The sequence below is a fragment of the Catalinimonas alkaloidigena genome (assembly GCF_900100765.1).
Lineage (GTDB): Bacteria > Bacteroidota > Bacteroidia > Cytophagales > Flexibacteraceae > Mooreia > Mooreia alkaloidigena.
Window position 1 is genome coordinate 121335 of sequence record NZ_FNFO01000001.1, and the last position, 26545, is coordinate 147879.

Sequence of the window (26545 nt, forward strand, 5' to 3'; positions counted from 1 at the left end):
AGGCAAATTGTGGCAGAAGCCTGACTGACATTACATTAAGGCAACCAACGGGGTTTTCAGGGATTTTAGCAAACTGTTTTCTTTACATCAGAAGCCTTGAAAATCTTCTGGTTATCTTCTCTGAAACGAAGTGAATGCCGAAGAAAGGAAAAAAAGTCGAAACGGTGCGGTAGTGAAGTCAGGCGCTGTCATCTCTAGCACAGACCCGGCGGTGAGCCATTTGGGCGCAAACCGGCACTACAACGTACATCGGACATAAAATCAATGCATTGAAATGCTTTACAGACGTCTCTTAATCTTTCTGATTATCAGTGTGCTGACCACGCTTACTACAACAGTATGGGCGCAGGATGCTGATCTGGTAGCCATTGCTGACGAACAGTACAACTTCGGTGACAAGCGGGATGCCGGCGAAACGTACCGCCAGGCGCTGGGGATTAACCCCGACAACGTTCGTGCAAACTACATGGCAGGCATTTGCTACCTGGAAACCATCCACAAAGAGAAAGCCCTGACGTACTTGTTGAAAGCGTATGAACTGGCTCCTGAAATCTCTCCGGACATTCTGTACCTGATTGCGCGTGCCTACCACTACGGCGAACAGTTCGACGAAGCCATTGGCTATTACCAGCGCTATCTCTCCGACGTTGAAGCTAAAAAAGGGCAGCAGTATTCGAAATCGAAGGCCCAGGAGCTGACCAAGCAGACCGAACGCAACATTTACGAGTGTAACGTGGGCAAGGAGTTGATGGCCAGTCCGGTGCCGATGGACATCACCAGCATTAGCGAAGCGGTCAATACAGTAGAACTGGAATATGCTCCTGCCATTACGTCTGACGAATCATTCATGATTTTCACGTCGCGCCGGGCCGGCGGGATGAGCCCTGACAAAGCCAACGATAACCTCTTTTACGAAGATATTTACATCACACACCGGCAGAACGGTAAGTGGAACGCCCCCAAATTGCTGGAAGGGGTCAATACGGAAACCCACGATGCCAGCATCAACATTTCGCCGGACGGAAGCATGCTGATGCTGTACCAGGACGACAACGGGGGCGACATCTTTGTGAGTTACAAAGAAAAGAAAGAGGACGAGTGGTCGAAGCCACGGCCCATCAGCGACAACGTGAACTCGGAATTCCGGGAGAGTGCAGCTTCTATCTCGGCCGATGGCAAGCGTCTGTTTTTCACCAGCGACCGCCCGGGGGGCTATGGTGGAGCCGACATTTACATGAGCGAGGCGTACGGTAAAAACAAATGGGGGCAACCCGTCAACCTGGGGCCGGCCATCAACTCGGAATACGACGACGACAGTCCTGTATTGAGTTACGACGGCACTACGCTCTACTTCTCCTCCAAAGGACACCGGGGCATGGGCGGTTTCGACGTGTTTAAGTCGGAGTGGAACGACTCAAGCGGGACCTGGATGAACGCTGAAAACCTGGGCTATCCGATCAACACGCCCGACGACGACGATCATTATACTGTATCAGCCGATGGCATGCGCGCCTACTATGCTTCGGTGAAAGACAACATCGGGGTCGGCGATATGGACATCTTTATGATCACAGCAAAAGATCCGGAAGAGGTTGATTCGGTCGAAGCCAAAAAACCGCAGGTCGCCGAGAAAGCACCCGAAAAACCAGCCGTTGCCCCGCAGCCCCAGCCTGAATTGCAGCCGGTGGTGTGCCAGATCGTTGTGACCGATGCTACTGGCGCTCCGCTCGATGCCCAGATCATCCTGCAACCTGCCACCGAAACGGGCTTTGAAAGCATCAAGACTGGTACGTTCCGTAAAGACTTTATGCTGAAGGAATCAAAGGCGATGCAGGTAACCGTCCGGAAGGAAGGCTACATGTTTCAGACCATCGATCTGACCGTACCGGCCGCACAAGCCGGCAAGGCCCAGCAGATCACGAAAGGCGTACGCCTCCAGCCCGTGACGGCCGGGGTGCGGCGCATCCTGCGCAACATTTACTTCGAGTTCGACAAGGTGCACCTGCGTCCTGAATCGCACGACGAGCTGGCAAAACTGGAGCAGATCATGCGCGAAAATCCGACCATCACGGTCGAGATCGCCGGGCACACCGACAAAATTGGGACGTGGGATTACAACAAAGAGCTTTCGCTGCGCCGGGCTCAGTCAGTACGCGCGTGGCTGATCGGCCGGGGCATCGACGGGAGCCGCATCAAAGCCGTAGGCTATGGTGAAACGCGTCCGCTGGCCTCGAACGACGACGAAGAAGAAGGCCGCGAGCTAAACCGCCGTACCGAGTTTGTGGTCCTGACGCGCTAAACCCCTCTTCATCAGTAGGGTAAGCCTTTATAGAGACCATCGGCTCTAGCTTTCAGCAAGGAGCCTACAAGGGTTTTCTGAAGCCCCAGGCTGCCGTTTTCCGGTATTTCCTGTAATCTTGCACAACTTTTCGTGCGGTTGCTGGGTTTGAACAGACAAGCAACCAATTCCCGGAATTATGGCGGTAGTCCCTTACAAAGAGCGTACAAGCAGCAAAAAACAGCAGGTGGCGGACATGTTCGACAGCATTTCGCACCGCTACGATTTCCTGAACCATTTCCTGAGCTTCGGCATCGACATCTTGTGGCGGAAACGCGCCATCGGATTCCTGCAGAAATACCGTCCGCAACTGATGCTGGACGTAGCGACCGGTACCGGCGATTTTGCGCTGGAAGCCTACCATCGTCTGAAGCCACAAAAAATCATCGGAGTCGATATTTCGGAAGGCATGTTGAGCCTGGGGCGCGACAAGATGAAGGCCCGCGGGCTGGCCGACCGGATCGAGATGCAGTTGGGTGATTCGGAAAAACTCTTGTTTGACGACAATTATTTCGACGCCGTCACCGTTGCATTTGGGGTGAGGAATTTTGAGAACCTGGAGCTGGGACTTCAGGAACTGTACCGGGTGCTGAAACCCGGAGGCGTGGTGGTCATCCTGGAATTTTCCAAACCGCACACTTCACCCGTTCGGGAAGGGTATGAATTGTATTCGGAAGTCGTCGTGCCGCGGATCGGGCAACTGATTTCGCGCGATCCGGCCGCGTACACCTACTTGCCTGAGTCGGTGAGGGCCTTCCCCGAAGGTTTCGATTTTCTTCGCATTCTTGACTCTGTTGGCTTCAGATCTACTGTATGGAAACCACTCACATTTGGCATTGCTTCCGTCTACAAGGCACAAAAACGCGGCTAGCCTTTTTCTTACTGGTAGCAATGGCAGGGCTGGGACGTCCGGTATTCGGGCAGCGCACCAGCATGAACAACGAGGGGGATAACCTGCCGAATTACGACGCACGTCCTTTACACTACGGCTTTTACATCGCCGGCAATTACTCGAGCTTCCGGGTCGACCGCTCCAACTATTTTGTAAGCCAATTGGACGGCATGGTCGGGAGTGACACCGTGATCAACCCCATCACCCACATCAACGGAAAAGGATTCGGGGGCTTTACGCTGGGATTCGTCATGAACCTGAACCTGACCGAGCACCTGGACCTGCGTTTTACACCCGGCGCTTCTTTCTACCAACGGCAGGTAGAATATACGTTCCGCGATACCATCGCCGACCAGGGAACAAACGAAAGCATTCAGCTCGAGAAGACCATTTTTAGTTTTATCGAGTTTCCGTTGATGCTCAAATTCAAGTCCGTGCGTCGGCAAAACGTACGGCTCTACATGCTGGCGGGCATCCGGCCTTCCATCGAAGTCGGGGCCAAACGCAACGAAACCAGTCCCAATAACCTCCAGACGCGGGGCAGCGATTTCAGCATCGAGTACGGTTTCGGTGCCGACCTTTATTATCCGCTCTTCAAATTTTCGCCCGAACTTCGTTTTTCACACGGCATTTCGGACATGACCGTCTCGAACGGCAACCGCTATGACCTCAGCCTGAACAAGTTGTTCACGCATACGGTCACACTCTACCTCTATTTCGAGTAATTCGCTAACGTTGCGTGGAGGGTCAACGGCTCCCAGAGGGCGCCGTAACTCGCTTTGGACTCGTGCGTAACGAGTAAAGCGATCTATTCTTCATTACTCGAATTTCTTTTTGACATGAACAAAATTGCCTTGATTACGGGCGCTACCTCGGGCATTGGGCGGGCCACTGCCGAACAATTTGCCGGGCATGGGTTCGATCTGGTGTTGTGCGGCCGCCGCGCGGAACGCCTCCAGGCGCTGCAAACCCAACTCTCCGAACACGTGCGGGTGCACACGCTGCAATTTGATGTACGCGACCGAGAAGCGGTGCAGGAAGCGTTGGCTTCTATTCCGGATGAATTTCGGCCCATTGATATTCTGATCAACAATGCGGGTAACGCTTTCGGGCTAGACCCGGTACAATCGGCGTCGGTCGACGACTGGGACGCCATGATCGACAGTAATGTGAAGGGGCTGCTGTATGTATCGGAGCCGATCATCAAAAGCATGGTCGCACGCCGGGCTGGGCACATTATCAACCTCGGCTCTACCGCCGGCAAAGAAGTCTACCCGAAAGGAAGTGTGTACTGCGCTTCCAAACATGCCGTCGATGCACTGACAAAAGGGATGCGTATGGATTTGAATCCTTTCGGCATTAAAGTCGCGTCCATCAATCCGGGTGCGGTCGAAACCGAGTTTTCCAACATTCGCTTTAAAGGCGATCAGGCCCAGGCCGACAAGGTGTACGAAGGGTACGAACCGCTGCATGCGGAAGATATCGCCGACATCATTTTGTTTATGGTTACCCGCCCGCTCCACGTCAATGTGGCCGACGTCATCGTGATGCCCCGGGCGCAGGCCAGTGCCCTGGTTCTGAACCGAAACGAGAAGACGCAAGGGGCGTGATCTTGCTTTTCCAGCGGGCTTCTGCTAACTTTGCAGCCCTTAATTTTAAAAGCTTGATCTTATGCAGTTGAAAAACTATGAGACGGTATTCATTTTGACTCCCGTTTTGTCTGAGCAACAGATGAAGGATGCCGTCGCCAAGTTCCGTGCTGTTCTGGAAGACAACGGAGCTGAAATCATCAACGTGGAAGAGTGGGGCCTGCGCAAACTGGCCTACGAAATCCAGCACAAATCGACTGGTTTCTATTCGCTTATGGAATTCAAAGCGGAGCCAACCCTGATTCAAACGCTGGAAACCGAGTTTCGTCGCGACGAACGCGTGATGCGCTTCCTGACGACGGTGCTCGACAAGTACGCTGTACAATACAACGAAAAGCGTCGCAGCGGGAAGTTCAACCGGAACAAAGAAAACGAATCTAACAAAGAAAAACAGGAGGCCTAGTCATGAGCTTGATGAACGAATCTGTAAACCAACCCGAAAACCGCAAAAAGTACTGCCGGTTTAAGCGTAGTGGCATCCGCTACATCGACTACAAAGATCCTAACTTCCTGTTGAAGTTTGTGAACGAACAAGGGAAAATCCTGCCTCGCCGCCTGACCGGCACAAGCTGGAAATTCCAGCGTCGTGTGGGACAAGCTGTGAAAAAAGCGCGTCATCTGGCCCTGTTGCCTTACGTAACCGACTCTTTAAAATAGTTTAGAGTTATGGGGCATGAGTTGCTGCGTAAGCATCGCTCATCACTCAAAACTCATCACTCAAAACTGAGAACTCATCATGGAAGTTATTCTGAAAGACGATATCAAAGGGCTGGGTTACAAAAACGACGTTGTAACGGTAAAGCCTGGCTACGGACGCAATTACCTGATTCCGCAAGGGCTGGCCATTCTGGCCAATAAGTCGAACCGGAAGGTGCTGGAAGAGAACATGAAGCAGGCGGCACACAAAGCCGACAAAATCCGGAAAGACGCCGAAGACATAGCCACCGCCATTGGCGAAACCAAGTTGCAGATCCCTGCGAAAGTGGGAGAAAGCGGCAAGATTTTCGGTGCCGTGACGCCTCTGCAAATCGCCGACGCGCTGAAAGAGAAAGGCTACGAAGTGGATCGTCGGAAAATCTCGTTCGATAGCGAGGTGAAAAGCCTGGGCGAGTACACAGCGACGCTGCTCCTGCACCGCGATGTGCACCATACCTTGAATTTCGAAGTCGTAGCGGAGTAGTTGCTACAGCATACGATACTGAAAAAGCGGCCTTCGAGCCGCTTTTTTTATGCCTGCAACCTTCAAAGCTAATGAGCTCAGGAAAGCCGCTGGTAGATCTGCCCTAGATCGAAAAAGCCGAACGACGCCTGATACGATTCAAACAAGTTGATGGTCAGTTGGTTGAACTGCGCCGCCAAGGCGGCAAACATGCTGGCGCGGATCTTTACGTTGGCGTTGAAAATCTCGTGCAGATTGGCCTGTGGAATCACGTATAACTCGCAAAATTCGGATTCGACAATGGCGTTGTAATAGCGCTTGGTGTTGTACAACAGGGCATTATCGCCAAACGATTGCGATGTGCCCAGCGAGGTCAGGGTCTCGAACTTATCGTCGATGTCGATGAACAGCGAAACGGTCCCCGATTTGATCAGGTAGAGCGCCTGACTCGGATCGCCCCGGAAAAAGACCACCTCTTTCTTCTTGTACTCCCGCAGGTAGAGGTACGGGACAAAATTCATCAGTTCCTCATTATTCAACTCTGCAAACAGCTTATTGCTGCGCATGAAGCGAAACAGATTGAGCTCTTCAACGGTATAGGAACGGCGGAACGGATTGATCATAAGGACGTAACGGAGCGGCGAAATTAAACAATCCCGCTTTAACCGCTAACCGGATGTGGACACCATTCCATCCGAAAGGCATGTCGTGTCTGTTCGGTGATGCGGTAGCGGTGGTGCAAACGCATGCCGACCAGCCAGACGACCTCGCCCGCCGACACGACGACCAACACTTGTTGCTTCAACGGGCGCGGAATTTTTTGTTCTACCAGCAGATCGCTTACTTTTTTGTGCCCTCGCACGCCGAAGGGTTGGAGGCGGTCGCCCGGCTGCCAGGGGCGAATTTCCAGTGGAAACTGCAAAAGGTCATAGTCGAGGCAGGCCACCTGACTGCTGGAAGCGGGCTGAAACTGTGCCGCCGGGAAGTTGCTGCATCGCAATATCCCCGTCGGGAATTGAAGCTCGCGCGTTTCGGGCGTGATTCGTTGCACAGAAGGCAGTTCGCTCGAAGTAGGCAAGGGCGTCAGAAGGTAATGTGCCCGATCGACCGTTAGTTGCCAACGAGCGCTCTGGAATTGACTCCCTACGTGCTGATTTTCCCAGATGGCCCGACATTGGCGGAACGAAAATCCCTGTGCCTTAAGCAATTCAGAAAGGAGGTAGGCCGGTTCGGGCAGTTGCGTCAGGGGCGAAGGATCGAGCCGAACGTAAGTACCACAGTCCTGCCAGACCTGCGTTTTAAGCTGGGCAATGGTATGGGCCAGCACGTGCTGTGCCGCGATCGTTTTGGCTACGTTTTCCCGGAAAGTTTCTTCCAGGTTGGGGTTGAGTTGTTGCAGTAGCGGAATCACCTGGTGGCGGACAAAGTTGCGGCGATAGGCGTTGGTCTGGTTTGAGGCATCTTCCCGCCAGGGCAACGCTTCGGTTTGCGCATATGCCAGAATCTCCGCTTTGGTGAACGGCAACAAGGGCCGCACAAACACCTCCCGGCGGGGCGCGATGCCTTTTAAGCCGGCCAGTCCCGTGCCTCGCACCAGATTCAAGAGTACCGTTTCGATCACGTCGTTGTGATGATGGGCCGTGGCCACACACGTCCCCTTCCCCTGGGCCACCAATTCCTGAAACCACGCGTAGCGCAGCGTACGAGCCGCCATTTGCGTGGAGACCCCGTGCTGCGCGGCGTAGTGTTTCGTGGCCACGTGGTGCACATGACAAGGGAGTTGGTAATCGCGTGCCAGTTGCCGCACGAACTGTTCGTCCGCATCGGACTCGTTTCCCCGCAGCCCGAAGTTGACGTGCGCCAACGAAAACGAAAACGCGCTGCGGTAGAGCAGATGCGTCAGCACGACCGAATCAACCCCTCCGCTGATGGCCACCAGTAGGTGATCCTCTGAAGAAAGCCTCAGCTCCGTCTGGAGGTAAGCTTGAAAGCGTTCCAGCATGGAGGAAAGATAAGCGATTCTGTCAGAAGAAGTAACCCAGTTGGATCAGCGGCAGGCGTTCTTCCGCGGAGAACCCGTAGGTCGCCGAGAGCACAAATTTGCGGAAAGGTGCGACCCAAAGGCCACCCCCGTAGCCGCGATGCCACTGATGGGAATCCTCGCCGTCGATCCAGACGCGCCCGATGTCGTGGTAACCGATCAGCCCTACGTAGTTGGTGCGGAACGAAAACAGACGAACTCGCAATTCGGTGTTGTTGTAGAACATCCGCCGTCCGGCAAAACGGGTGAGGCGATAACCGCGCAAGTTGGTGGTGCCACCGAGGCGCAGGGCCTGGAAAAATTCGTAGGGACCGTAGGTAACGCCACCTCCAACCCGAGACGCCAACGTGATGCGGGCGGGCAGCCGAAATCCCCAATAAAACGCAAAGTCGCCGGTAAACTGCGCAAAGCGATGCGAAACTGCGTTGAGTCCAGCTACCCAGTGGCCGTCCAGATTCCACCGGAAGCCGGCCGTAGGCATCATGCGGTCGTTGCGGCTGTCGTAATGCACACCCGCGGCCAGCCCGCCGTACAAGCGGGCGGCGGTCAGGTCGGTGGTGTCAATGCTACCTTGTTCAGCTGAAGGAAAAGTAGGGGCTGACTCCGTTAGCTGAAAGTACTGGCCGTAGGGACCTGCCACCCATTCCAGGTAATTGCCGGATTGCCCTTTGAAGAGGACCGAGGCTTCTACCTGTCGAAATGGCAAACGGTAGCGCGCAAGGCTCAGCGTATCTCGGTCGTAAGCGAAGGTTTCGTTGCCTAGCCCGAAGAAGTTATTGACGTACCGTGGCGCACGAACGTCGGTAGTGACACGCAGCCCAATCCGCCCAAATACGTTTGTAAAATCGCCTTGGTAATAGAACCGTGACGCGCGGAGGCGCGTGGCGTACGCGCCAAGAAGGTAATGGCGGATGGCGTACGGCTCTTTGCGAAAGCCCTGTTGCTGAATTTGCACGCCTGCGCTGAGGTGAAAGCCTTCGTCGGCATTATAACCTAGATCCAGGAGCGGTGTCGTCTTGTCATACAGAAAGGCCTTACGGTTGTAATCGTTCACGTCAGGATCGTTGGACGTAAAGTCGCGCCCTTCAGTGCCGAACGCGATGTCGTTGCCTTGTTCCGTATCGTAAATCAGGGTTTTTCGGTCGGGACCCAGCACCTTCGACTCGTCCACGATGCGGTCTTCGCCGGAGCCGCCCACAATGCGCAGGAGGATGCCCCGGTTCACGTCGCCCCGCACCTGAAACTGATCTTCGCCGTCCAGTCCGTAAAGGCGAATCTCCTGCGTCTCGTCCGTGTAAAACGTCCGCTCATAAATAACCTGCTCGCGCTCTCCATCCTTTTTAGTTTTATAGACCGTAACGCGCGTGCGGGCGTCGTCCAGTCGATCGATGAGGAAGGTTTCGTGCTTGTTGCTGCCTACGATGTCGACCACTTGGGCAAGCGCCAGGTAATACTCCCGCGCATAGGTTTTCAGGTCGTCGCGTCGCCGCTGTAACTTCCGGATTACTTCTTCGCCGCGGAGGCGGAATACGTCAGAAGGCCACTGGCGGATGGCGTACGCCAGGGTGTCGTCCGTCAGGCGGCGTTGCAGCGAATCGGCTTGGGCCAGCCAATCGTCCAGCGTCATTTCGTTGAGGAAGGTGCGGTCGAAAAAACGAGCATTGTACGAGAACCCCACCACGTCGCGAATCTCCTCGCCGAATCCCTGGATTTTGGGCATGGCCCATTTGCGGCTCATGATTTTCGGGGCGAGCCCCTCGTTGATGAAGAATACCTGATCGCGGTCGCGCGGAACGGGACGATACAGCTTGCCTTTCTTGCCTTCTTCTTCGTATTCGGCCCAGCGCCACTGGTCGTCGTGCCGATCCCAGTCGCCAATCAGGATGTCGAACAGGCGCGAACGCAGGGTGAGCGGTTGGTCGGTGCGGTCGTCGTTGTCTTCCCGGAGGTGTTCCAGCACGTCGTCGGTACTTTCGTAATCCTCCGCGTCTCCCAGGCTGGCGAGGTGATGCGCTTCGTTCGGGCGTTCTTCGAACAGCGCCAGCGTGTTGGCAAAGCTGCGCTGGTACATGCCCAGCCGTGGGTCGTCGGGAAGGTAAACCAGTTTCGGGTTGGTGTGAAAAATCCCGGCGGCGTCGGCTAAATACGGCACTACCAGCGCACCATACGGGTGAGCCGCCGAAATCTGGTCCTGCACCGCATTGGCCGCCAGGGTTCCCCGCAGAGCTTTCGGCAATGCGCCTTCCGGAAATTTCTCGATCGAGCGCAGCACGTATTCGGCGCCCTCTTTGTTCTCCAGGCGCAGCGATTTTGTTTGCTGACCGCCGCCGCGCTTGGTGATGGTGAGGCCCCCGGCTTCTTTGCCGATGTCGAACACCGGTACTTTAATCGGCTGTTTCCACACATCGCGGTAGTTGTTGCCGAAGAAAAATCGCCCCAGTGCTCCACGTTGGTACTGGTCACTAGCGTTGACGATGACCGTGCTGTCGGCCAGATCAAGGCTGTCGGTATAGGCCTGGGTAACCTGATTCCACGCGTAGGGCGCTGTCATAAGCTTTTTGTGAAATACGCGGTCGGCTTGAACGCTTCTCTCTTCCGCACTGGCAGGGCCAGGCTCCCAGAAATTGAGCCAGACATCGCCGCCGTAGTGGAAGTCGAGCGATGCGAAACCACGCTCCGAGGAGGCAAACTGCGAGCCTTTGCCTTGCCGTACCGGCGAACTTTTGCAGCCAGCGCCACTCACGACGTAGTGTACGCTGTCGCGCACGATGTATTGCTGCGTATGTTCGTGCCCTGCCACGTGAATCAGGTTGGGGTGCTCGTCGAACAATCGCGTAAGGCTACGGACCAGTGCCCGGTAACGGGGGTGAGGCGTATCCTGAATGTTCCCGGCGTACTTGCGTTGCAGCGGATAGAGCGACCCGATGAACGGCAGTGGAATCCAAAGCTTTGAATTGACGTCGGTGAGAGGAAACAGGTGCTGGCGCAGGCGGTAGAGCCCCCCGTGCGGGCCGTACGTGTACATGGGGTGGTGCGAGGCCACAATGATTTTCTTGTCGTGGTTGCGGGTGATGGCTTCTTCGACCAGCCCGATAAAACCGGCTTCGTCTTTGGCTTCGCAGTCCGAATCTTCTCCGGGCTTCTCCCACCGGTGCAGCCACCATTGGGTGTCGAGAATCAACAGGACCAACTCGTCGCTGAGTGGAATTTCGACCGGACCGGGGCAGCCGTCGTCCGGCAAAAAAAAGTTGCCCCGCTCGGGTAAGTAGCTCTCCGCAAAGCGTTCCTGGTTCCGCAGGTACTGCCAGCCCCAGCGACGCCCCTGCGCCCAGTCGTGATTGCCCGGAATGAGAAAGACCTGCCCCGCAAAGCCCTTGGTGACGTCCAGTTGCGCTTTGAGGTAGTTTTCGTACGTGTCCCGGTTCGCGTCCGAGCGTGCCGGCATCCCGTACGGGTAAATGTTGTCACCCAGAAAAATTACGGCGCTGTTTTCGGGTGCTTCCTGCAGTTGAGTCTGTAGCGTTTGCAGGGAAGGCTCCAGGGGATCGAGCAGCGGCCGGCCAACGTCGCCAATCAAAAAGACGCGGAACGTCAGGCTGTCGGGAGGTGACGGAGCCGGAGTGCTTTGCGCCTGTATGCGAAAAATGATCAGAAGGGGCAGTAGCATGCCCCGACTACTGGTCAGCAGATGGCCGAGCTTCATAACGAAACAGTAAAATATTTGGGCCTTTGTCGTCGCCCTCGTTCGAAATATACAGGTCCCCGTTCGGGGCAAAACAGATGCCTTCGGGCTGTTCGAAGCGCCGGGGATTTAGGGGATGGACCGCTTCCAGGTTTCCTTGCGGATCGAAGACCAGCAGCAATTTGCCCGTTGAGGCCAGCACGTAGAGTTTCTGGTTCAGTGGATGCACCGCCACACCCGAGGGGCGGCATTGAAACTGTTGTTCGGTGGTCCGCAGCCAGTTGTGTGCTTTCAGACTGTCGATTACTTCCGGATAATGAATCAAACGCCATGGTTCTTCTTCCAACGTTTCTGTTGCGCGCCGGAATCGGTAGATGCTACGCACTTTGTCGTCCGCTTTTACACCGGGTTTGCTCTTGCAGGCCAGCAATAGCGCATCAGCCGCGGGGTCGTACCCTAGTCCCTCTACGTTGTTGTCATCATCGAGGAACGTCTTGTGCGTACGTACGTGAGGATCGTCTGTTTCCCAGGCGCTGATTTCGTACAAAGTACCGTTGCTTTTCGTGACGTACACGCGGTCGCCCACCACCTCAACACCTTCGTAATCCCCGTCTTTGCCGAATTTATGTTCTGCCGTTACCTTACCTGTTTCCGTATCGAACAAGAACAGTTTACCGTCTTCGTCCTGCACGCACACCAGTTGGTTGTCTTTCCACCAGGTCAGTCCCGAAATTTCTTCCAGATCGTCGGGTAGGTGGTAGATCCGGTCCGGATCGCGCAGCATGTAGTGTCCGTCTACGGGCGTACGGCCGGCTTCTTCCAGGGCGGCGTATTGTTCGTGGCGACAGCCGGTGGCCCCTCCGCTTAAAAACAGCACGCCCACGAGCCACATGAGCCAGGAACCTGATCGATAAGAAGGTAGCAATAACATAATGGTCATTTGTACGAAACGGAGAAAGAAAAGATTGTGCTTCGGGGCACATTCGCGAATCCTGCGCGCATCATTTGCCGTTAGGAGGGATAGCCAGCACAGAACAGAGCATGCCACGGTAGGTGGCCAGGCGGACGCAAAGGCGCAACGCGTTAGCCCGGAGCCCCCGTAGGCTGATCATCAGACCCTACTAGACTATGCCCGTAGACGAAGCGCTGCTGAAACGTTGTCAGTCGTTTGTAGAAGAGTATTTTCGGGTGCACCTTTCGCCGAAAATCCGGTACCATACCATCGAGCACGCACAGGCCGTTGCGTCTGCCTGCAAAGACATTGGCGAACACAGCGGGCTATCGGATGCTGAACTGGAAGTGGTGCAACTGGCGGGATGGTTGCACGACACCGGGTATGGGGTGAACGGTCCGTTGAATCACGAAGAAGAAAGTAAGAAAATTGCGAGCGCCTTTTTGACGGGCGAGCATTACGACGCCCAACGGCTCGGGCAGGTGCTGGGATGCATCGACGCAACGCGCATGCCCCAGTCGCCCAAAACCTTGGCCGAGAAGGTAGTTTGTGACGCAGACCTTTGCCATCTGGCTTCCGACACGTACTTCCGGTCGGCCAAGTTGCTGAAGCAGGAAGTAGCGGCGGTGCGTGGCCAGAAAATCGGCAAGGCAAAATGGTTGCAAGGCAATCAGGATTTTTTCAATACCCACGATTTTTTTACGGAATACGCGCGGAATAACCTGCAACCCTTAAAGGACAAGAATTTGGAACAGATACAACAAAAGCTGCGCAAGATCGAACAGAAATCGACGAAAGCAGCGGAGCCGCAGGCGGAAGTCGAGCGGCTGCAAAAGAAGCTGGAAAAAGAAAAGAAGAAGCGGAAAAAGCTGAAGGCCAAGTCGAAAAAATCGACCCGAAACGTGGATTCCATGTTCCGAACCGTCTCGAAGAACCACATTGACCTCAGTTCGATCGCCGACAACAAAGCCAACATCATGATTTCGGTCAACGCCATCATCGTCTCGATTCTGGTATCGGTGTTGTTGCGAAAATTCGAAGATTACCCGAATCTGGTGATCCCGACCATGATTCTGATCGCGGTGTGCCTGACAACGATCGTCTTTGCCATTCTGGCCACCCGGCCCAACGTGACGTCCGGGCGCTTCACCAAAGAAGACATCGATCAGAAACGCGCGAACCTGTTGTTTTTCGGCAACTTTCATAAGATGGAACTGAAAGATTACGCCGCTGGCATGAACCAGGTAATCAAAGACGACGAGTTTTTGTACGGAAGCATGATCCGCGATATTTACTTTCTGGGCAATGTATTGGGGCAGAAATACCGTCGTTTGCGCATTTCTTATACCATTTTCATGTTCGGATTCATTATTTCGGTGATCTCGTTTGCGGTAGCGGTGCTCTTCTTTCCGCCCGCCAACTACTGAACCGGCCGATGCATTCCATACAGTACTGCAAACCCTAATGGACTTGGATAGATCCCCATCCTGGTACGAGGCGCTGGTCGGACACTTGCCCGACGTCCTTGTCGTGTGCGACCGTGCCTTGCAGATCCGGTTCGTAACCCCTTCGGTGCAGGTACAACTGGGCTATACGCCGGCCGAACTGCACGGTACTTCCATCCGGAAACTCTTTCTGGAAGAGGGCTGGGCGCGATTTCTGGAGCAATGGGAGGGCTTGGCGGTACACCCGGAACGGACGCTAGACCTGATGCTGGTCCTGCAACCGAAAACAGGAGAGTGGGTACAGGCCGACGTGCGCGTTCGGCATTTGTTCGACGATCCGCAGGTGGCCGGAGGGTTGTTGACCATTCGTCCGATGCCCGAGATCGAAGCCGGCGTGGTGCAATTGCAGGACTACATCAAACAGTTGAAAAGTGCTGTCAAGGAACAGACACAGGCCCTCGAAGCTAAAAATCAGGAATTGCACGATGCGCTCGAACATTTGAAAAATACACAACTCAAACTCGTCGAGAGCGATAAGATGGCCTCGCTGGGCGAACTGACTGCCGGAATCGCACACGAAATCAACAACCCCATCAACTTTGTGTCGTCGAACATCACGCCGCTGCAAACCGATCTGGCCGAAATCCAGGAATTGCTGAAGCAGTACGAGACGCTGCACAAAGAAACGAATGTGGAGGCGAGGCTGAACCAGATTGCGCAGTTGCGTAAAGCGTTAGAGCCTGAGTTTTTATTTGAAGAAATGGAGGCCTTGATCAAAGGCATTCGGGAAGGGGCCGACCGTACGCGCAGCATTGTCAACGGACTGCGTACGTTCTCCCGGTTGGACGAGTCGGATTTCAAACCCGCCGATTTGCATCAGGGGCTGGAATCGACGCTGATGTTGCTGAGCAACCGCATCAAAAACCGCATTGAAGTGCACCGGGACTATGGGGTGCTGCCGTTGGTAGAATGCTTGCCCGGGAAACTTAATCAGGTATTCATGAACATTATCAACAACAGCCTGCAGGCCATTGAAGGGAAAGGCAACCTGTGGTTGCACACCCAACAGAAAGGCAATGCGGTGGAAATTCGTATTCGCGATGATGGTCCCGGGATGTCGGAAGACGTAAAAAGACGCATCTTTGAGCCCTTTTTCACAACGAAAGACGTGGGGCAGGGAACAGGGCTAGGGTTATCCATTTCGTTCGGTGTAATGGAACGCCACCAGGGACGCATCGAAGTAGAAAGCACCCCGGGTAAAGGGACTGAATTTATCATTACGCTGCCCGTGCAGCAGGAGGCAACCCAATAAGGCTTATGGAAAAGCAGGACTTTACCATCTTGTATGTCGACGACGAAGAGCAGAACCTGATTTCTTTCAAAGCCGCCTTTCGGCGGAAGTATCAGGTGCTGACGGCCCACAGCGGCGAGGAGGGTTTGCGCATCATGCGCGATTTCGACGTGGACCTGATCATCACCGACCAGCGTATGCCGGGCATGACGGGCGTGCAGTTCCTGGAGCGCATCCTGCCCGAATTTCCGGACACAATTCGGATGGTGCTCACGGGTTTCAGCGACATCGAAGACATCATCGACGCAATCAATAACGGAGGGGTGTTTCGGTACATCACCAAGCCTTGGGATGAACTCGAACTGCAAATGACGATCGAAAATGCCCGGCAAATCAGTGCGTTGCAGCGGAAAAACAAAAAGCTGTTGCTCGACCTGAAACAAAAAGTAGAAGAACAGGAACGAACCCTGAAGTTGTTTGTGCGCTACGTGCCCGAACAGGTTGTTGAAAAAGCTCTGTCCACGTCGGGCGATACCGTCTTGGATGGCGAGACTCGCTACATCGCTGTGCTTTTCTGCGATATTCGGGGGTTTACACCGCTGAGCGAAACGCTGGCGCCCCGCGAAACCGTGGCATTTCTGAACGATTATTATTCTTTGATGGGGAAGGCCATTAAGCGCCACGGTGGCGCGGTTTACCAGTTCGTCGGCGACGAAATTTCTGCTACGTTTGGCGCTCCCATCGATCATGCCCACAAGGAACGCAGTGCTGTGTTCTGTGCCTTGGAAATGCGCGAAAAGCTGGAACAACTGAATCGCCGTTACTGCGATCGCTTCGGATGCGAGATCGAAATCGGCATCAGTGTGCACGCTGGCGAAGTGGTAGCGGGCAACTTAGGGTCAGAAGACCGGATCGGCTACTCTGTAACCGGCGATACCGTCAACACGGCGAAGCGCATCGAGACGCTTACCAAAGGAAAGTCCAACTTGATTCTGATCAGCGACCAAGTCTATGCCCAGACACAGCATCTGCTCGACGTGAACGTCTGGGAACCGCAAGCGGTCAAGGGGAAAAAAGACAAGATTCAGGTATACGAAGTGTTGCGGCGCAAATAAAAAAAGGGGCTATACAGCCCCATCCCTCTATTCAAATCATAAACGTACTCAGATCATAATAGCGAGGGAACGTAGTGTCGAGACGTATTTCAGGTTACGCTCGAAAAGCGCATTCTCGTTCATTTCGAAGCGCGGCTTTCCTTCGCGGACCACAAAGTTGATCTGACTACCGGCTTTGCCCAAGTCTTCTTTGTGGGTAACAATCAAGGTGCTGTTGTAACGCGTTTTCTTCTGCACATCGTCAAACAAGTCGCTTTTGCCTTCGGGCAAGTACAAGATGTGACATACATCTTTGCCAATCTCGTCAGGGGTGCTGTACTTGACGATTTTGATCGAGCGGTCGTCTACTTTCTTAGTAGCTGCCATTTTTTCCAGCTCTGCCATCAGCGGCGTATTGCCTAACACACCGATGACGAAATCGCCAGATTGGTAGCGGCTCGACTCAGGCCACTTGACGTATTTAGTAAAGTGGTAGATAAAAACGCTGTAGATTACACTCTCGTCAGAAGAGATTGGCTTTTCAGCGTAAGCTTTTGAGGTCAGTATGCCCTGGGCTAGAAAGATCGCCAGAAGCAAGTAAACAGTTTTCTTCATACAGTCTATAATTTCAGTTTCCAAGCACAAGATAATAACAACATGTATTCGTCCTGATTTCGAGTAGTTTAATTGGTATTTTAGCGGTATCAACACGTAAAAATGTAAGGTGAGTGTAAGGCGTGTTTTTAAAGCGGAAATGATTTCTTTTAGCAACCGAGCTATTTTTATCGAATATTAATTGCTTTCAGGCGAATAAAATAGGCTTTATGCATGTTATTTTATGGAAAATGTTCAATATTATAAAGTAATCTTTATGAAGACTACAAGACAGTTTTATCGTTGAAATACGATGTAATAATTGCGGGAGCAGGGCCCGCGGGCGTTTCTTGCGCCCTACATGCGGCCGCCGCCGGGTTGAACGTGGCGTTGCTGGATCGGGCGGCTTTTCCTCGTGATAAGATTTGTGGAGATGCATTGAGCGGCAACGTCTTGTATGAACTGGGCCGCTTGCCGGGGGACGCGTTGCGTGCTTTCCACGGTTTAGAAACTCATCAGGAAGCGTGGGGAATACGGTTCTACGCTCCCAATCATCAGTACCTGGATTTGCCCTTTCCCCGAAAAAAGCATGTGCGTACCGCTCCGGGCTTTGTGATGCCGCGCGTCGAGTTCGATGCTTATCTGTTTCAGCGTGCACAAACTACTTCTGGTATAACCATCTACTCAGGCGAGTCGGTCCAGGACGTTCACGTTGATCGGCAGGGTGTTGAGGTACAGACCACACACCATCAGTTGCAGGGAGAGTTGTTGGTAGGAGCCGATGGCGCGCAATCGATCGTCAGGCGGCAACTGATTTCCTACACCAAGCTAGACCGGCGGCATCACTGTGCCGGACTGCGGGTGTACTACGAAGGAGTAATGGACTTTGCTACGCCCGCTTCGATCGAATTACATTTTTTGCCGGAACTCTTGCCGGGCTACTTCTGGATGTTTCCACTGCCCGGAGGGAAAGCCAACGTAGGGCTGGGCATGTTGTCGAGTGTGGTGAGCCGCCGCCGTCTCAATCTGCGCCATCTCCTGAACAACATTATCTATGAGCATCCCACCATCGCTCCTCGTTTTCGGCACGCACGGGCGCTCGAAAGTATCAAAGGCTTTGGCCTGCCGCTGGGTTCAGTGCGGCGACAGTTGTCGGGAGAGCGATTCATGCTGGTGGGCGATGCCGCCTCGCTGATCGATCCTTTTTCGGGCGAAGGCATCGGCAACGCCCTGCAAAGCGGTCGCATCGCCGCCCAACACGCCGTGCACTGCATTACGGAACAGCGCTACAGCGCTGCCGACCTGCGTCAGTACGACGAAGCGGTCTATACAAAAATGGGCATGGAGTTGCGGGTGAGCCGTGGTTTGCAGCAACTGGCGCGTTTTCCGGGGCTATTCAACTTTGTTGTGAAGAAAGCCAATCGCAATCCGGAAGTTCGGCGACTGCTGATGAGCATGTACGATGATGTGGACCTAAAACGGGAGCTAACCCGGCCGGGCTTTTATGTACGTCTGCTGACCAGCCGTGGGGGTTGAACATAAAAAAACGACACCGGGTTGAGTCCGGTGTCGCCGCTGGTCCTAGACTTGCTTGGAATGAAAGAGCCTAGAGTTTTTCTTTGTAACAAATACAGGGCCAATTAAGGCGCCAAAGGCATACGGAAGGTTGTTTGCAACCCTGCCGTGAAAGGAGCCTGTTTTTCGTCGGGCCGGTACTGCATCGGAATCTGCAAATAAGGCGCGATCTGCAGGCGCAGGTTGGGGTGAAGAGCCCACTCTTTTCCGGCAGCTACATGAAGGGCGGCAAAAAAGGAGGGTTTTTCAACCTCTTCGTGCGAAAACGCCTGTTCGGTCTGGCTGTCGAGATTGTACATGCCGTTGGTGAAAGTATTAGGCACGAGCGTCTGTTGTGGGCTTTGAGGTTTGTATTCGTAGCGGTAGCGTTCGTCGAGCGTATAGCACCCTACCAAACCGGCCTGCAGGAACGTGCGATTATGCGGCGAAGACCCGACTTCCACGGTAGCGGTCAGAGGAATTTCCACTTGCGTACGGTTGGCTACCATCTTTTCCAACTCAATTCCGGCATTCTTATTAATCAGGCGTGCTTGTGAGCTGACACTGGATGCTAGGTAGCTGGTGCTTTGCACAGGCTGCGCTTCTTCTCGGCGGTGATACGTCTTCTGACTGACGGCCAGCCCGAGGGCCAGCTCTATCTTCTTCCCGAGCTTGCGGGCCAGATGTGCACCAAATGTGAAGCGAGGCGACGGTGCCGTGCCGCCTTTCACCCAGTTGAAGTCAGGCGAAGCCGTAACACCCCAACTCCACGGACGGATACTCACGTCAGGGGTTTCGTCTTCCAGTGCCGCCAGGGCACCACTTTCTGCCACTTCGGCCTGATCGACCTCAATGATGGTAGGAACCACCGCTTCCTCGGGTTGCTGGGACGCCCCAAGCAGCATGGGTTCTTGCGAAAGAAGCGGGACGCCTGCGCGCAGATTGTTCACACCCGTACCTTCTGACGTTACTCGCGTTGCCTCGATCGGGCTATTCCCCGTAAGCACGGCGGAGGGCGAAGCAGCAAAGCGCAAGGAGTGAACCGCGGCGGTGTGCTGTTGCTCGGTCCGTGTGCCGGTGACTGAAACCCTACTCGTTCTGTGTTCTCCGGAGGCTCTGAAGGCCGCCGCTAACCCGGAAGCCGTAAGTTGATTCGCTTCCGCAGACACGACCGTATCGGTACCGTGCGGTAAGGATAGAAGTGTTTCGGTTTGAGCAAGCGTTGCGCCCTGACGGTCGTGCGTGCGCATATCCAACGCAAACCACCCCAGGAAAAACAGGTTGATGACAACCGATGCGGCCAGCATGGCCGGCAGCCAGCGACGGGGGGTAGGCGCAACCGTTTCGACGTGATCCAGAAGTTTTTCCATCCGGTCCCAGTCGCCCGGCTCGTACTTCGCCTGATAGCCGGATAGCTCCTCCCTGAACTTGTCGTTAAATTTATCCTGCATACCTTTCGTAATCTGAAAGCTGATGCTTCTTCACCATGGCCTGCAACTTGCCGCGTGCTTTGGCCAGATGTGAACGCGATGTGCCTTCGGTAATGTTTAATTTCTCGGCAATCTCGTGATGGGCAAACCCCTCCAATACATATAAGTTGAAGACCATCCGGTAAGAGTCGGGAAGTAGCTGAACCAGACGCAGCAGATCTTCTTTCGAAAGCTGATCCACGACGTTTTCGTCAAAGGGCCGTTCGTCGGCGTACTGAATGTCCAGCGTGTGGTAATGTTTGCGGTTGCGGCGGTAGTGGTCGATGGCCGTGTTGACCATGATCCGGTAGATCCAGCCCTTGAGCGAATTCTTGTGATTGTACTGATCCAGCCGGGTGAAGACTTTCAAAAAACCGTCGTTCATAATCTCCGCTGCCTCTTCCCTGTTCTGACTGTACCGAAGGCATGCCCCCATCATCTCTCCGTAGAATCGCTCGTACAGAGATTTTTGAGCCTCTCTTTTTCCAAGAAGGCAATCTTCGACCAGTTGTCGTTCCCAGATGCTGTATTCTTCGGCAGTCATGCTAGCAATCGAATGAAAGACGGGCCTTGGCGGGCAGACGTTGCCTCGCCACTGGATTTTTTTATGGGACTAATGACAAAGATAACCTCAGGACAGATGCGGTAGTATAACAAATGTGTCAAAGGACATAAATCATCAAGCAATTACCGATCACGATCCATGAAAGCAATTGTCATCAATCAATACGGTGGAGAAGAAGTACTCGAACTGGACGACATGCCCATTCCGGAAATTGGCGCCGACGAAGTGTTGGTCAAAAACTACGCAACGTCGGTTAATCCGGTCGACTGGAAAGTCCGCAAAGGCGACGCCAAGCTGCTCACCGGTTTCAAATTTCCACGGGTGCTGGGCGGCGATGTGGCCGGAACCGTAGCACAACTCGGCGAAAACGTGCGGCGTTTCCAGCCCGGCGACCGGGTGTTTGCCCTGAAACCCGCGCTGAAAGAAGGCGGCGCGTATGCCGAATACGTCGCGATCAAAGCGCGATACCTGGTGCACATCCCTCAAGAGCTTTCGTTCGAGGAAGCCGCGGCGGTGCCGCTGGCCGGGCTAACGGCCTATCAGGGGCTGGTGCATGACGGAAACATCACCGCAAACCAGCAGGTACTGATCAACGGAAGTTCGGGGGGCGTCGGTGTGTTTGCCGTGCAGATTGCCAAGGCGTTCAATACGGAGGTGACGGGCGTGTGCAGCGGCCGGAATGTAGAACTCACCCGCAGCCTGGGTGCCGATCAGGTCATCGACTACACGCAGGAGGACGTATTGGCTCTTCGGCAGCAATTCGATCTGATCTACGATACGGTGGGCAATCTTTCTTTCAAAAGCGGTCGGCATTTGCTCAAGCCCCACGGCGTTTGGGTGACCACGCAGCCCATGCCCGTCAACTTTCTGTATAGTGCACTTACGCTGCTGGGGCGTCAGTCCTATAAGGTAGTTACCACCAAGCCGGGAAGCCGCGACATGCTGCAACTGAAGATGCTCATCGAACAGGGAACGGTGCGGCCGATCATCGATCGCACCTATGCATTGGACGAAATTGCGGAGGCGCATCGCTACAGCGAAGCGGGACACGCCGTAGGTAAAATTGTGGTGCAGGTGCGCCCCGAACAAAAAGAGGCAAGGGCCACGACCTCTGAAGCCACCGCCCTGACGGACTAGAAACTTGAGACACAAACAAAACCGTCTTGATCGAACCTGACCAAGGCGGTTTTAATTCTACCAGGCCAGTAACTCTTCTAACGCCGCCCCGACTTTTTCGGGCGTGGGCAACATGGCCCGTTCCAGAACCACGTTCAGCGGCACGGCGGGGAGGGCTTCGGCACCCAGCGTAAACACAGGTGCGTCAAGTGCGCGGAAGCATTGGCGTGAAATCCGCCCGGCCAGCGATTCCATGAACGAATTGAGCAGCGGCTCTTCGGTCAGGAGCAAAACTTTGTTGTGCTTTTCCACTTCGTTGACCACGGCCTCCCAGTCGAGCGGGTGAAGCGTCCGCAGGTCCTGTATTGAAATGCGGTCTTCGAACGAGGCGGTGGCCGCCAGGGCCCAGTATACGCCCATGCCGTAGGTGATGATTACGGCAGAAGTTCCCTGTTTGCCATGGTGCGGGGCGGCCTCCTGAACCAATCGCGCTTTGCCCAGCGGAACAACGTAGTGCCGGTCCGGTTCCGGTGTGCGTGCCGCGGCCGTTCCCGGAACTTTGGACCAGTACAGGCCTTTGTGTTCGAGCATAATTACCGGATTCGGGTCCAGAAATGCCGCTTTCATCAATCCTTTCAGGTCGGCAGCATTGGCGGGATACACTACTTTGATGCCCCGGATGGTCAGCAATGTCGACTCGATACTACCTGAATGATAAGGGCCGCCCCCGCCGTACGCCCCGATCGGAATGCGAATCAGGGCCTGCACCGGAAATTGCCCCTGCGACAGGTAGCAGGATTTGGAAAGCTCTTCCACCAGTTGGTTCATGCCGGGCCAGATGTAATCGGCAAACTGAATTTCGACGATGGGCTTAGCGCCAACGGCCGACATGCCTACCGTCGAGCCTACCAGATACGCTTCCTGAATGGGCGTGTTGAAAACGCGGTGTTCGCCGTGCTTCTCGGCCAGACGGGCCGCCTCCCGGAATACACCGCCGAGTCGCTTGCCTACGTCTTGCCCGTACAGCAGCGCTTCGGGGTGCTCGCTCAGTAGTTCGTCGATGGCGTGGAGGGCCGCATCGACCATCAGCACGTTCTCGGCGCCTTCGGGGTGTCGCTGGCCTTGTTCCGCGGTGATGGAAGTCGGTACAAATACATAGTCGCGCACGGTAGCCGGATCGGGGTCGGGTGCCGCCAGGGCGCGTTCAAACTCCAGCGCGATCATTTCGTTGATTTCATCTTCCCACAGGTCGAGTTCTTCATGGGTCGCGATGCCTTCGCGGGTGAGGTACGCAGAAAGGTGGTCGACCGGATCGGACTGGTGCAGGCGCTCCACTTCGTCGGGCGGACGGTAAAATTCCTGCCGTACGCCGGACGTATGGTGGTTCAACAGGGGACAGCGGGCGTGTAGCAGCAGCGGCGCACGTTGTTCGCGTACGTAGGCCATCGCTTCGCCGACCGCTTCGTAGGCTTGTACGAACGCAACGCCGTCGGTTTGCAAACGTCGGAGTCCTTTGAACCCGGCCGCAAATTCCCACGCGTTCATGGCGTGCATTTCCGCCCCCGTCGCCGAAATGGCCCAGTCGTTGTCTTGCACCAGATACAGAATCGGCAGTTTTTTCAGGACGGCCATCTGCAACGCCTCCGAAACCTCCCCTTCGGTCATGGCCCCGTCGCCGATCGAACAGACCACCACGGGACGCAGGTCGGGATGCAGCAGACCCTGCCTGGTCAGATACAAAATGCCTTGCGCCATGCCCGTGGCCGGAATGGCCTGCATGCCCGTAGCGGAACTCTGGTGAGGAATGGTAGGAAAGCCGGGTCGGCGCAACGAAGGATGGGCGTAGTAGGTACGTCCGCCCGAAAACGGATCGTCGGCCTTGGCCAGCAGTTGCAACATCAGTTCGTAGGGTGTTAATCCCAGCCCCAGCAGAAACGCATCGTCGCGGTAGTAGGGGGCGGCGTAGTCGTCGGGTTGCAGGTGCAATGCTGCCGCTACCTGAATGGCTTCGTGTCCGCGTGAGGTGCTGTGCACGTAACGGCTGCAGACGTTGCGGTGGTTCTCGTACCAGTTGGCCATGGCACGGGCGGTGGCCATCAGACGCCAGGCTTCACAGAAGCGGGCGCTCGGCTGGGCGAAACGACGCCCGGCATCCGCGTGGGAAGGGGATGTTATGTCGGTGATCACGGTACATATAGGTTGTTTGGTGAAGACCGGCCGCATACAGGTGGGGGAACGACACGGTCCAATTCCTTAAATATAACATTTTCGTACGGGTGTTGTTGATCGGTTGCGCATTATTCTGAGGCGCGTAGGGTTTCGAATGCAAGACGCCTGATCTTCCTGCAAAGGCCCCTGAAAGACTGTGCTGCCACAAGTCGCGAGCGCTGGTTACTTTTGGCGCATGATGCCGACAAAAGAGCGCATCCGCGACTGGTTCGCGGGGCTGCAGGACGAGATTTGCCAGGCGCTGGAAACGGCCGATGGCGGAGCGACTTTCATAGAAGACAAATGGGACCGCGCCGGCGGCGGCGGCGGGCGGACCCGCATATTGCAACAGGGCCGGGTTATCGAGAAGGGGGGCGTCGCCTTTTCGGCCGTGCACGGCCCCACCCCCGAAAAAATCCTGCGCGCGCTTGAGTTACCGCAGGCCGATTTCTTTGCGACGGGCGTTTCCATCGTCATCCATCCGCGCAATCCGCACGTCCCGATCATCCACATGAACGTCCGGTACTTCGAAATGTCGGAAGGAACCCGTTGGTTCGGAGGGGGCATTGACCTGACGCCGCACTACGTCGTAGCCGAGGACGCGCGGTTCTTTCATCAGGCACTCAAAACGGCGTGTGACCGGCACGACGCCGCCTATTACCCAAAATTCCGGCGTTGGGCCGACGACTATTTCTACATCCGTCACCGGCAAGAAACCCGGGGTATCGGGGGGATTTTCTTCGATCACCTCAAGCCCGACGCGGCCCACGATCAGGCCGACCTGTTCGCGTTTGTGCAAGACGTAGGCCGGACGTTTGCGCCGGTCTATACCCACCTGATGGCGAAAAACCACGACCGGCCTTACGGCGAACAAGAAGTTGCCTGGCAACGTCTGCGTCGTGGACGGTACGTAGAGTTCAACCTGGTGTACGACCGGGGAACCAAGTTCGGGCTCGATACCGACGGGCGCACCGAATCGATTCTGATGAGCATGCCGCCCCTGGCCCAGTGGGAGTACAATTACCAGCCTCAGCCGGGCACGCCTGAACAAGAAACGCTGGTCGTCCTCAAAAAAGATGTGGATTGGGTAACCGCCTAGCGCCAGCCCGTCCTGTAATAACCGATACGTGTGCTAGAAGCAATCAAACAAGCGGACCGCGAGGGCTTTCTATGGCTGAACGGCCACCATGCCGAGTGGCTGGACGTGGTGATGTACTGGGTTTCCGACCGCTGGATCTGGATTCCCTTTTACCTCTGGCTGATCTACCTGATTTTTCGCACGTACGGTCGGCAGGGGTGGGTTTTGCTGCTGGGATTGGTGGTGGCCACCGCCCTGGCCGATCGGATCTCTTCCGGCTTTTTCAAACCATATTTCGAGCGCCTGCGCCCCTGTCACGATCCGTTACTGGCCGACCGGGTGCATCTGTTGCAGGCGCACTGTGGGGGCACCTATGGATTCATTTCGTCGCACGCCGCCAACACGTTCGCGCTGGCGACGTACCTGTGGTTGGCCTGGCGCAAAAAAATACCAGCGTCGGCCTTGCTCTTTGCGTGGGCGACGCTGGTATCGTATAGCCGTATTTATGCCGGAGTTCACTTCCCACTGGACGTACTGACCGGAGGCCTGTTGGGTGTGGGATTGGCGTTTCTGTGTTTCCGGAGCGTTGCTTGGATAGAGGAACGATACCGGCCTATAAAAACTTAAGCCGTTTCATAAACTTGTCTTTGTACGAGGCCCCGATCGGAATCTCCTTGTCGTTGATCACCACATGCAAGTCTTTGATCTGCTGCACCTTGGGTAGGTTAACGATGAAAGAGCGATGCACCCGCGCAAACGTATCGGCCGGCAACTTGCGCTCCATTCCCTTCATGGTCGAGTGCACAATGTGGCGGTTGGTCGTGGTGTTGATCATCACGTAATCGGCCAGCGCCTCTACGTACAGAATGCTGCTGTAGTTAAGCTTAACGATTTTAGAGTCGGTGCGGATAAAGATATCGTCGTTCGAAGAACCTCCGGGGCGGCTTTCCTGCTTTTCTTTGACTTTCATGACGGCCCGGATAAAACGCGGATACTGAATGGGTTTCACCAGATAGTCCACCACGCTATGTTCAAACGCCTCTGCCGCATAATCTTTTTTGGAGGTCACCAGAATCACCGGCGGCAGGTGGTCGAGCGATTCCAACAACTCCAGGCCCGACATTTCCGGCATCTGCACATCCAGGAAGATAAGGTCGACCTGATCCTTCTGCAAGATATTGACAGCTTCGATTGCACTCTCACATTCGTAGCCTAATGTGAGGAAATCGGTCTGTTTAATGAAATTTTTGAGGACGAAGCGAGCCAATTCTTCGTCATCTACAATCATACATTTCATAGGTGTAAAAATTTGAGATATTGAATTTAATCCCGCAATATAGTTTTAGGTAGTAATATTAAAAAAAAGCAAATGTCAAAAGCACATAATGAGAATCACCTCATTGGAAAATAAAGTTTAT

Annotated in this window: 23 protein-coding genes; 14 read left to right on the forward strand and 9 right to left on the reverse strand. The window is 54.8% G+C overall.

Going from position 1 to position 26545, the window contains the following annotated elements; all coding sequences use genetic code 11:
• The first annotated feature begins 313 nt into the window (after window positions 1-313).
• From BLR44_RS00570 to rplI, 7 genes are all read left to right on the forward strand, one after another.
• Complete coding sequence (locus BLR44_RS00570; RefSeq protein WP_176955840.1) at window positions 314-2299, forward strand: OmpA family protein; 1986 nt, start codon at window positions 314-316, stop codon at window positions 2297-2299.
• Window positions 2300-2477: 178 nt separating this feature from the next.
• Complete coding sequence (ubiE, locus tag BLR44_RS00575) at window positions 2478-3209, forward strand: bifunctional demethylmenaquinone methyltransferase/2-methoxy-6-polyprenyl-1,4-benzoquinol methylase UbiE (protein ID WP_089677874.1); 732 nt, start codon at window positions 2478-2480, stop codon at window positions 3207-3209.
• 20 nt (window positions 3210-3229) lie between these two features.
• Window positions 3230-3955 (forward strand): type IX secretion/gliding motility protein PorT/SprT, encoded by a 726-nt coding sequence (locus tag BLR44_RS00580; protein WP_176955841.1) that lies wholly within the window; start codon window positions 3230-3232, stop codon window positions 3953-3955.
• A gap of 114 nt (window positions 3956-4069) precedes the next feature.
• On the forward strand, window positions 4070-4840 hold the full coding sequence (locus tag BLR44_RS00585) for an SDR family NAD(P)-dependent oxidoreductase (RefSeq protein ID WP_089677878.1): 771 nt from the start codon (window positions 4070-4072) through the stop codon (window positions 4838-4840).
• Between the two features lie 61 nt (window positions 4841-4901).
• Window positions 4902-5282, forward strand: coding sequence for a 30S ribosomal protein S6 (rpsF, locus tag BLR44_RS00590; protein ID WP_089677880.1), 381 nt, complete (start codon window positions 4902-4904; stop codon window positions 5280-5282).
• 2 nt (window positions 5283-5284) lie between these two features.
• Complete coding sequence (gene rpsR / locus BLR44_RS00595) at window positions 5285-5536, forward strand: 30S ribosomal protein S18 (RefSeq protein ID WP_089677881.1); 252 nt, start codon at window positions 5285-5287, stop codon at window positions 5534-5536.
• A 79-nt stretch (window positions 5537-5615) separates the two neighbouring features.
• Window positions 5616-6059 carry a 50S ribosomal protein L9 gene (rplI, locus tag BLR44_RS00600; protein ID WP_089677883.1) on the forward strand — a complete coding sequence of 148 codons (444 nt, stop codon included), beginning with the start codon at window positions 5616-5618 and terminating at the stop codon, window positions 6057-6059.
• A 77-nt stretch (window positions 6060-6136) separates the two neighbouring features.
• On the opposite strand, the gene BLR44_RS00605 is transcribed toward rplI, so the two are convergent.
• Genes BLR44_RS00605 through BLR44_RS00620 form a run of 4 tightly spaced genes read right to left on the reverse strand, consistent with a single transcriptional unit; the run spans window position 6137 to window position 12692 of the window.
• The gene (locus tag BLR44_RS00605; protein ID WP_089677886.1) at window positions 6137-6661 is read right to left on the reverse strand and encodes a Crp/Fnr family transcriptional regulator; all 525 of its coding nucleotides are present in this window, start codon (window positions 6659-6661) and stop codon (window positions 6137-6139) included.
• A 38-nt stretch (window positions 6662-6699) separates the two neighbouring features.
• The gene (gene tilS / locus BLR44_RS00610) at window positions 6700-8040 is read right to left on the reverse strand and encodes a tRNA lysidine(34) synthetase TilS (protein WP_089677888.1); all 1341 of its coding nucleotides are present in this window, start codon (window positions 8038-8040) and stop codon (window positions 6700-6702) included.
• Window positions 8041-8062: 22 nt separating this feature from the next.
• Window positions 8063-11782 (reverse strand): BamA/TamA family outer membrane protein, encoded by a 3720-nt coding sequence (locus BLR44_RS00615; RefSeq protein WP_089677890.1) that lies wholly within the window; start codon window positions 11780-11782, stop codon window positions 8063-8065.
• Window positions 11754-12692, reverse strand: a complete 939-nt coding sequence (locus tag BLR44_RS00620) for an SdiA-regulated domain-containing protein (protein WP_176955842.1) — start codon at window positions 12690-12692, stop codon at window positions 11754-11756. The genes BLR44_RS00615 and BLR44_RS00620 overlap by 29 nt, the downstream gene beginning before the upstream one ends.
• A gap of 197 nt (window positions 12693-12889) precedes the next feature.
• Here BLR44_RS00620 and BLR44_RS00625 point away from each other — a divergent pair, with 197 nt between their 5' ends.
• From BLR44_RS00625 to BLR44_RS00635, 3 genes are read left to right on the forward strand one after another with little or no spacing between them, the layout of a single operon-like run.
• On the forward strand, window positions 12890-14140 hold the full coding sequence (locus BLR44_RS00625) for a Pycsar system effector family protein (RefSeq protein WP_089677894.1): 1251 nt from the start codon (window positions 12890-12892) through the stop codon (window positions 14138-14140).
• 43 nt (window positions 14141-14183) lie between these two features.
• Window positions 14184-15470, forward strand: a complete 1287-nt coding sequence (locus BLR44_RS00630) for a PAS domain-containing sensor histidine kinase (protein WP_176955843.1) — start codon at window positions 14184-14186, stop codon at window positions 15468-15470.
• Between the two features lie 5 nt (window positions 15471-15475).
• Entirely contained in the window at window positions 15476-16564 is a 1089-nt protein-coding gene (locus tag BLR44_RS00635; RefSeq protein ID WP_089677897.1) for an adenylate/guanylate cyclase domain-containing protein, read from the forward strand.
• A gap of 48 nt (window positions 16565-16612) precedes the next feature.
• Here the strand turns inward: BLR44_RS00635 and BLR44_RS00640 are convergent, their stop codons facing one another.
• The gene (locus BLR44_RS00640; RefSeq protein WP_089677899.1) at window positions 16613-17158 is read right to left on the reverse strand and encodes a YfiR family protein; all 546 of its coding nucleotides are present in this window, start codon (window positions 17156-17158) and stop codon (window positions 16613-16615) included.
• Between the two features lie 282 nt (window positions 17159-17440).
• Between BLR44_RS00640 and BLR44_RS00645 the strand changes: the two genes are divergently transcribed.
• Complete coding sequence (locus BLR44_RS00645) at window positions 17441-18673, forward strand: NAD(P)/FAD-dependent oxidoreductase (protein ID WP_089677901.1); 1233 nt, start codon at window positions 17441-17443, stop codon at window positions 18671-18673.
• Window positions 18674-18777: 104 nt separating this feature from the next.
• Here BLR44_RS00645 and BLR44_RS00650 read toward each other — a convergent pair whose 3' ends face one another.
• Window positions 18778-20142 (reverse strand): hypothetical protein, encoded by a 1365-nt coding sequence (locus tag BLR44_RS00650; RefSeq protein WP_089677903.1) that lies wholly within the window; start codon window positions 20140-20142, stop codon window positions 18778-18780.
• On the reverse strand, window positions 20132-20704 hold the full coding sequence (locus tag BLR44_RS00655; RefSeq protein WP_089677905.1) for an RNA polymerase sigma factor: 573 nt from the start codon (window positions 20702-20704) through the stop codon (window positions 20132-20134). Before BLR44_RS00655 ends, BLR44_RS00650 begins: the two co-directional genes overlap by 11 nt.
• A gap of 159 nt (window positions 20705-20863) precedes the next feature.
• Between BLR44_RS00655 and BLR44_RS00660 the strand changes: the two genes are divergently transcribed.
• Window positions 20864-21862: an NAD(P)-dependent alcohol dehydrogenase gene (locus tag BLR44_RS00660; protein WP_089677907.1), complete on the forward strand. Its 999-nt coding sequence runs from the start codon at window positions 20864-20866 to the stop codon at window positions 21860-21862.
• Between the two features lie 57 nt (window positions 21863-21919).
• Here the strand turns inward: BLR44_RS00660 and BLR44_RS00665 are convergent, their stop codons facing one another.
• The gene (locus BLR44_RS00665) at window positions 21920-24028 is read right to left on the reverse strand and encodes an alpha-ketoacid dehydrogenase subunit alpha/beta (protein WP_245705936.1); all 2109 of its coding nucleotides are present in this window, start codon (window positions 24026-24028) and stop codon (window positions 21920-21922) included.
• Between the two features lie 217 nt (window positions 24029-24245).
• Here BLR44_RS00665 and hemF point away from each other — a divergent pair, with 217 nt between their 5' ends.
• Window positions 24246-25148: an oxygen-dependent coproporphyrinogen oxidase gene (gene hemF / locus BLR44_RS00670; protein ID WP_089677910.1), complete on the forward strand. Its 903-nt coding sequence runs from the start codon at window positions 24246-24248 to the stop codon at window positions 25146-25148.
• 30 nt (window positions 25149-25178) lie between these two features.
• Window positions 25179-25754, forward strand: a complete 576-nt coding sequence (locus BLR44_RS00675; RefSeq protein WP_089677912.1) for a phosphatase PAP2 family protein — start codon at window positions 25179-25181, stop codon at window positions 25752-25754.
• Here the strand turns inward: BLR44_RS00675 and BLR44_RS00680 are convergent.
• Window positions 25741-26415 carry a LytR/AlgR family response regulator transcription factor gene (locus BLR44_RS00680; protein WP_245705937.1) on the reverse strand — a complete coding sequence of 225 codons (675 nt, stop codon included), beginning with the start codon at window positions 26413-26415 and terminating at the stop codon, window positions 25741-25743. The two genes, BLR44_RS00675 and BLR44_RS00680, sit on opposite strands and share 14 nt — an antisense overlap.
• Window positions 26416-26545: the final 130 nt, after the last annotated feature.

Coding starts and splice junctions, on each gene's coding strand:
- ubiE (WP_089677874.1), top strand. CDS start 2,478: ATGGCGGTAGTCCCTTACAAAGAGCGTACAAGCAGCAAAAAACAGCAG.
- BLR44_RS00580 (WP_176955841.1), top strand. CDS start 3,230: ATGGCAGGGCTGGGACGTCCGGTATTCGGGCAGCGCACCAGCATGAAC.
- BLR44_RS00585 (WP_089677878.1), top strand. CDS start 4,070: ATGAACAAAATTGCCTTGATTACGGGCGCTACCTCGGGCATTGGGCGG.
- rpsR (WP_089677881.1), top strand. CDS start 5,285: ATGAGCTTGATGAACGAATCTGTAAACCAACCCGAAAACCGCAAAAAG.
- BLR44_RS00650 (WP_089677903.1), bottom strand. CDS start 20,142: ATGCAGGATAAATTTAACGACAAGTTCAGGGAGGAGCTATCCGGCTAT.
- rplI (WP_089677883.1), top strand. CDS start 5,616: ATGGAAGTTATTCTGAAAGACGATATCAAAGGGCTGGGTTACAAAAAC.
- BLR44_RS00615 (WP_089677890.1), bottom strand. CDS start 11,782: ATGAAGCTCGGCCATCTGCTGACCAGTAGTCGGGGCATGCTACTGCCC.
- tilS (WP_089677888.1), bottom strand. CDS start 8,040: ATGCTGGAACGCTTTCAAGCTTACCTCCAGACGGAGCTGAGGCTTTCT.
- BLR44_RS00660 (WP_089677907.1), top strand. CDS start 20,864: ATGAAAGCAATTGTCATCAATCAATACGGTGGAGAAGAAGTACTCGAA.
- BLR44_RS00655 (WP_089677905.1), bottom strand. CDS start 20,704: ATGACTGCCGAAGAATACAGCATCTGGGAACGACAACTGGTCGAAGAT.
- BLR44_RS00635 (WP_089677897.1), top strand. CDS start 15,476: ATGGAAAAGCAGGACTTTACCATCTTGTATGTCGACGACGAAGAGCAG.
- BLR44_RS00625 (WP_089677894.1), top strand. CDS start 12,890: ATGCCCGTAGACGAAGCGCTGCTGAAACGTTGTCAGTCGTTTGTAGAA.
- BLR44_RS00640 (WP_089677899.1), bottom strand. CDS start 17,158: ATGAAGAAAACTGTTTACTTGCTTCTGGCGATCTTTCTAGCCCAGGGC.
- BLR44_RS00680 (WP_245705937.1), bottom strand. CDS start 26,415: ATGATTGTAGATGACGAAGAATTGGCTCGCTTCGTCCTCAAAAATTTC.
- BLR44_RS00620 (WP_176955842.1), bottom strand. CDS start 12,692: ATGTTATTGCTACCTTCTTATCGATCAGGTTCCTGGCTCATGTGGCTC.
- BLR44_RS00605 (WP_089677886.1), bottom strand. CDS start 6,661: ATGATCAATCCGTTCCGCCGTTCCTATACCGTTGAAGAGCTCAATCTG.
- rpsF (WP_089677880.1), top strand. CDS start 4,902: ATGCAGTTGAAAAACTATGAGACGGTATTCATTTTGACTCCCGTTTTG.
- hemF (WP_089677910.1), top strand. CDS start 24,246: ATGATGCCGACAAAAGAGCGCATCCGCGACTGGTTCGCGGGGCTGCAG.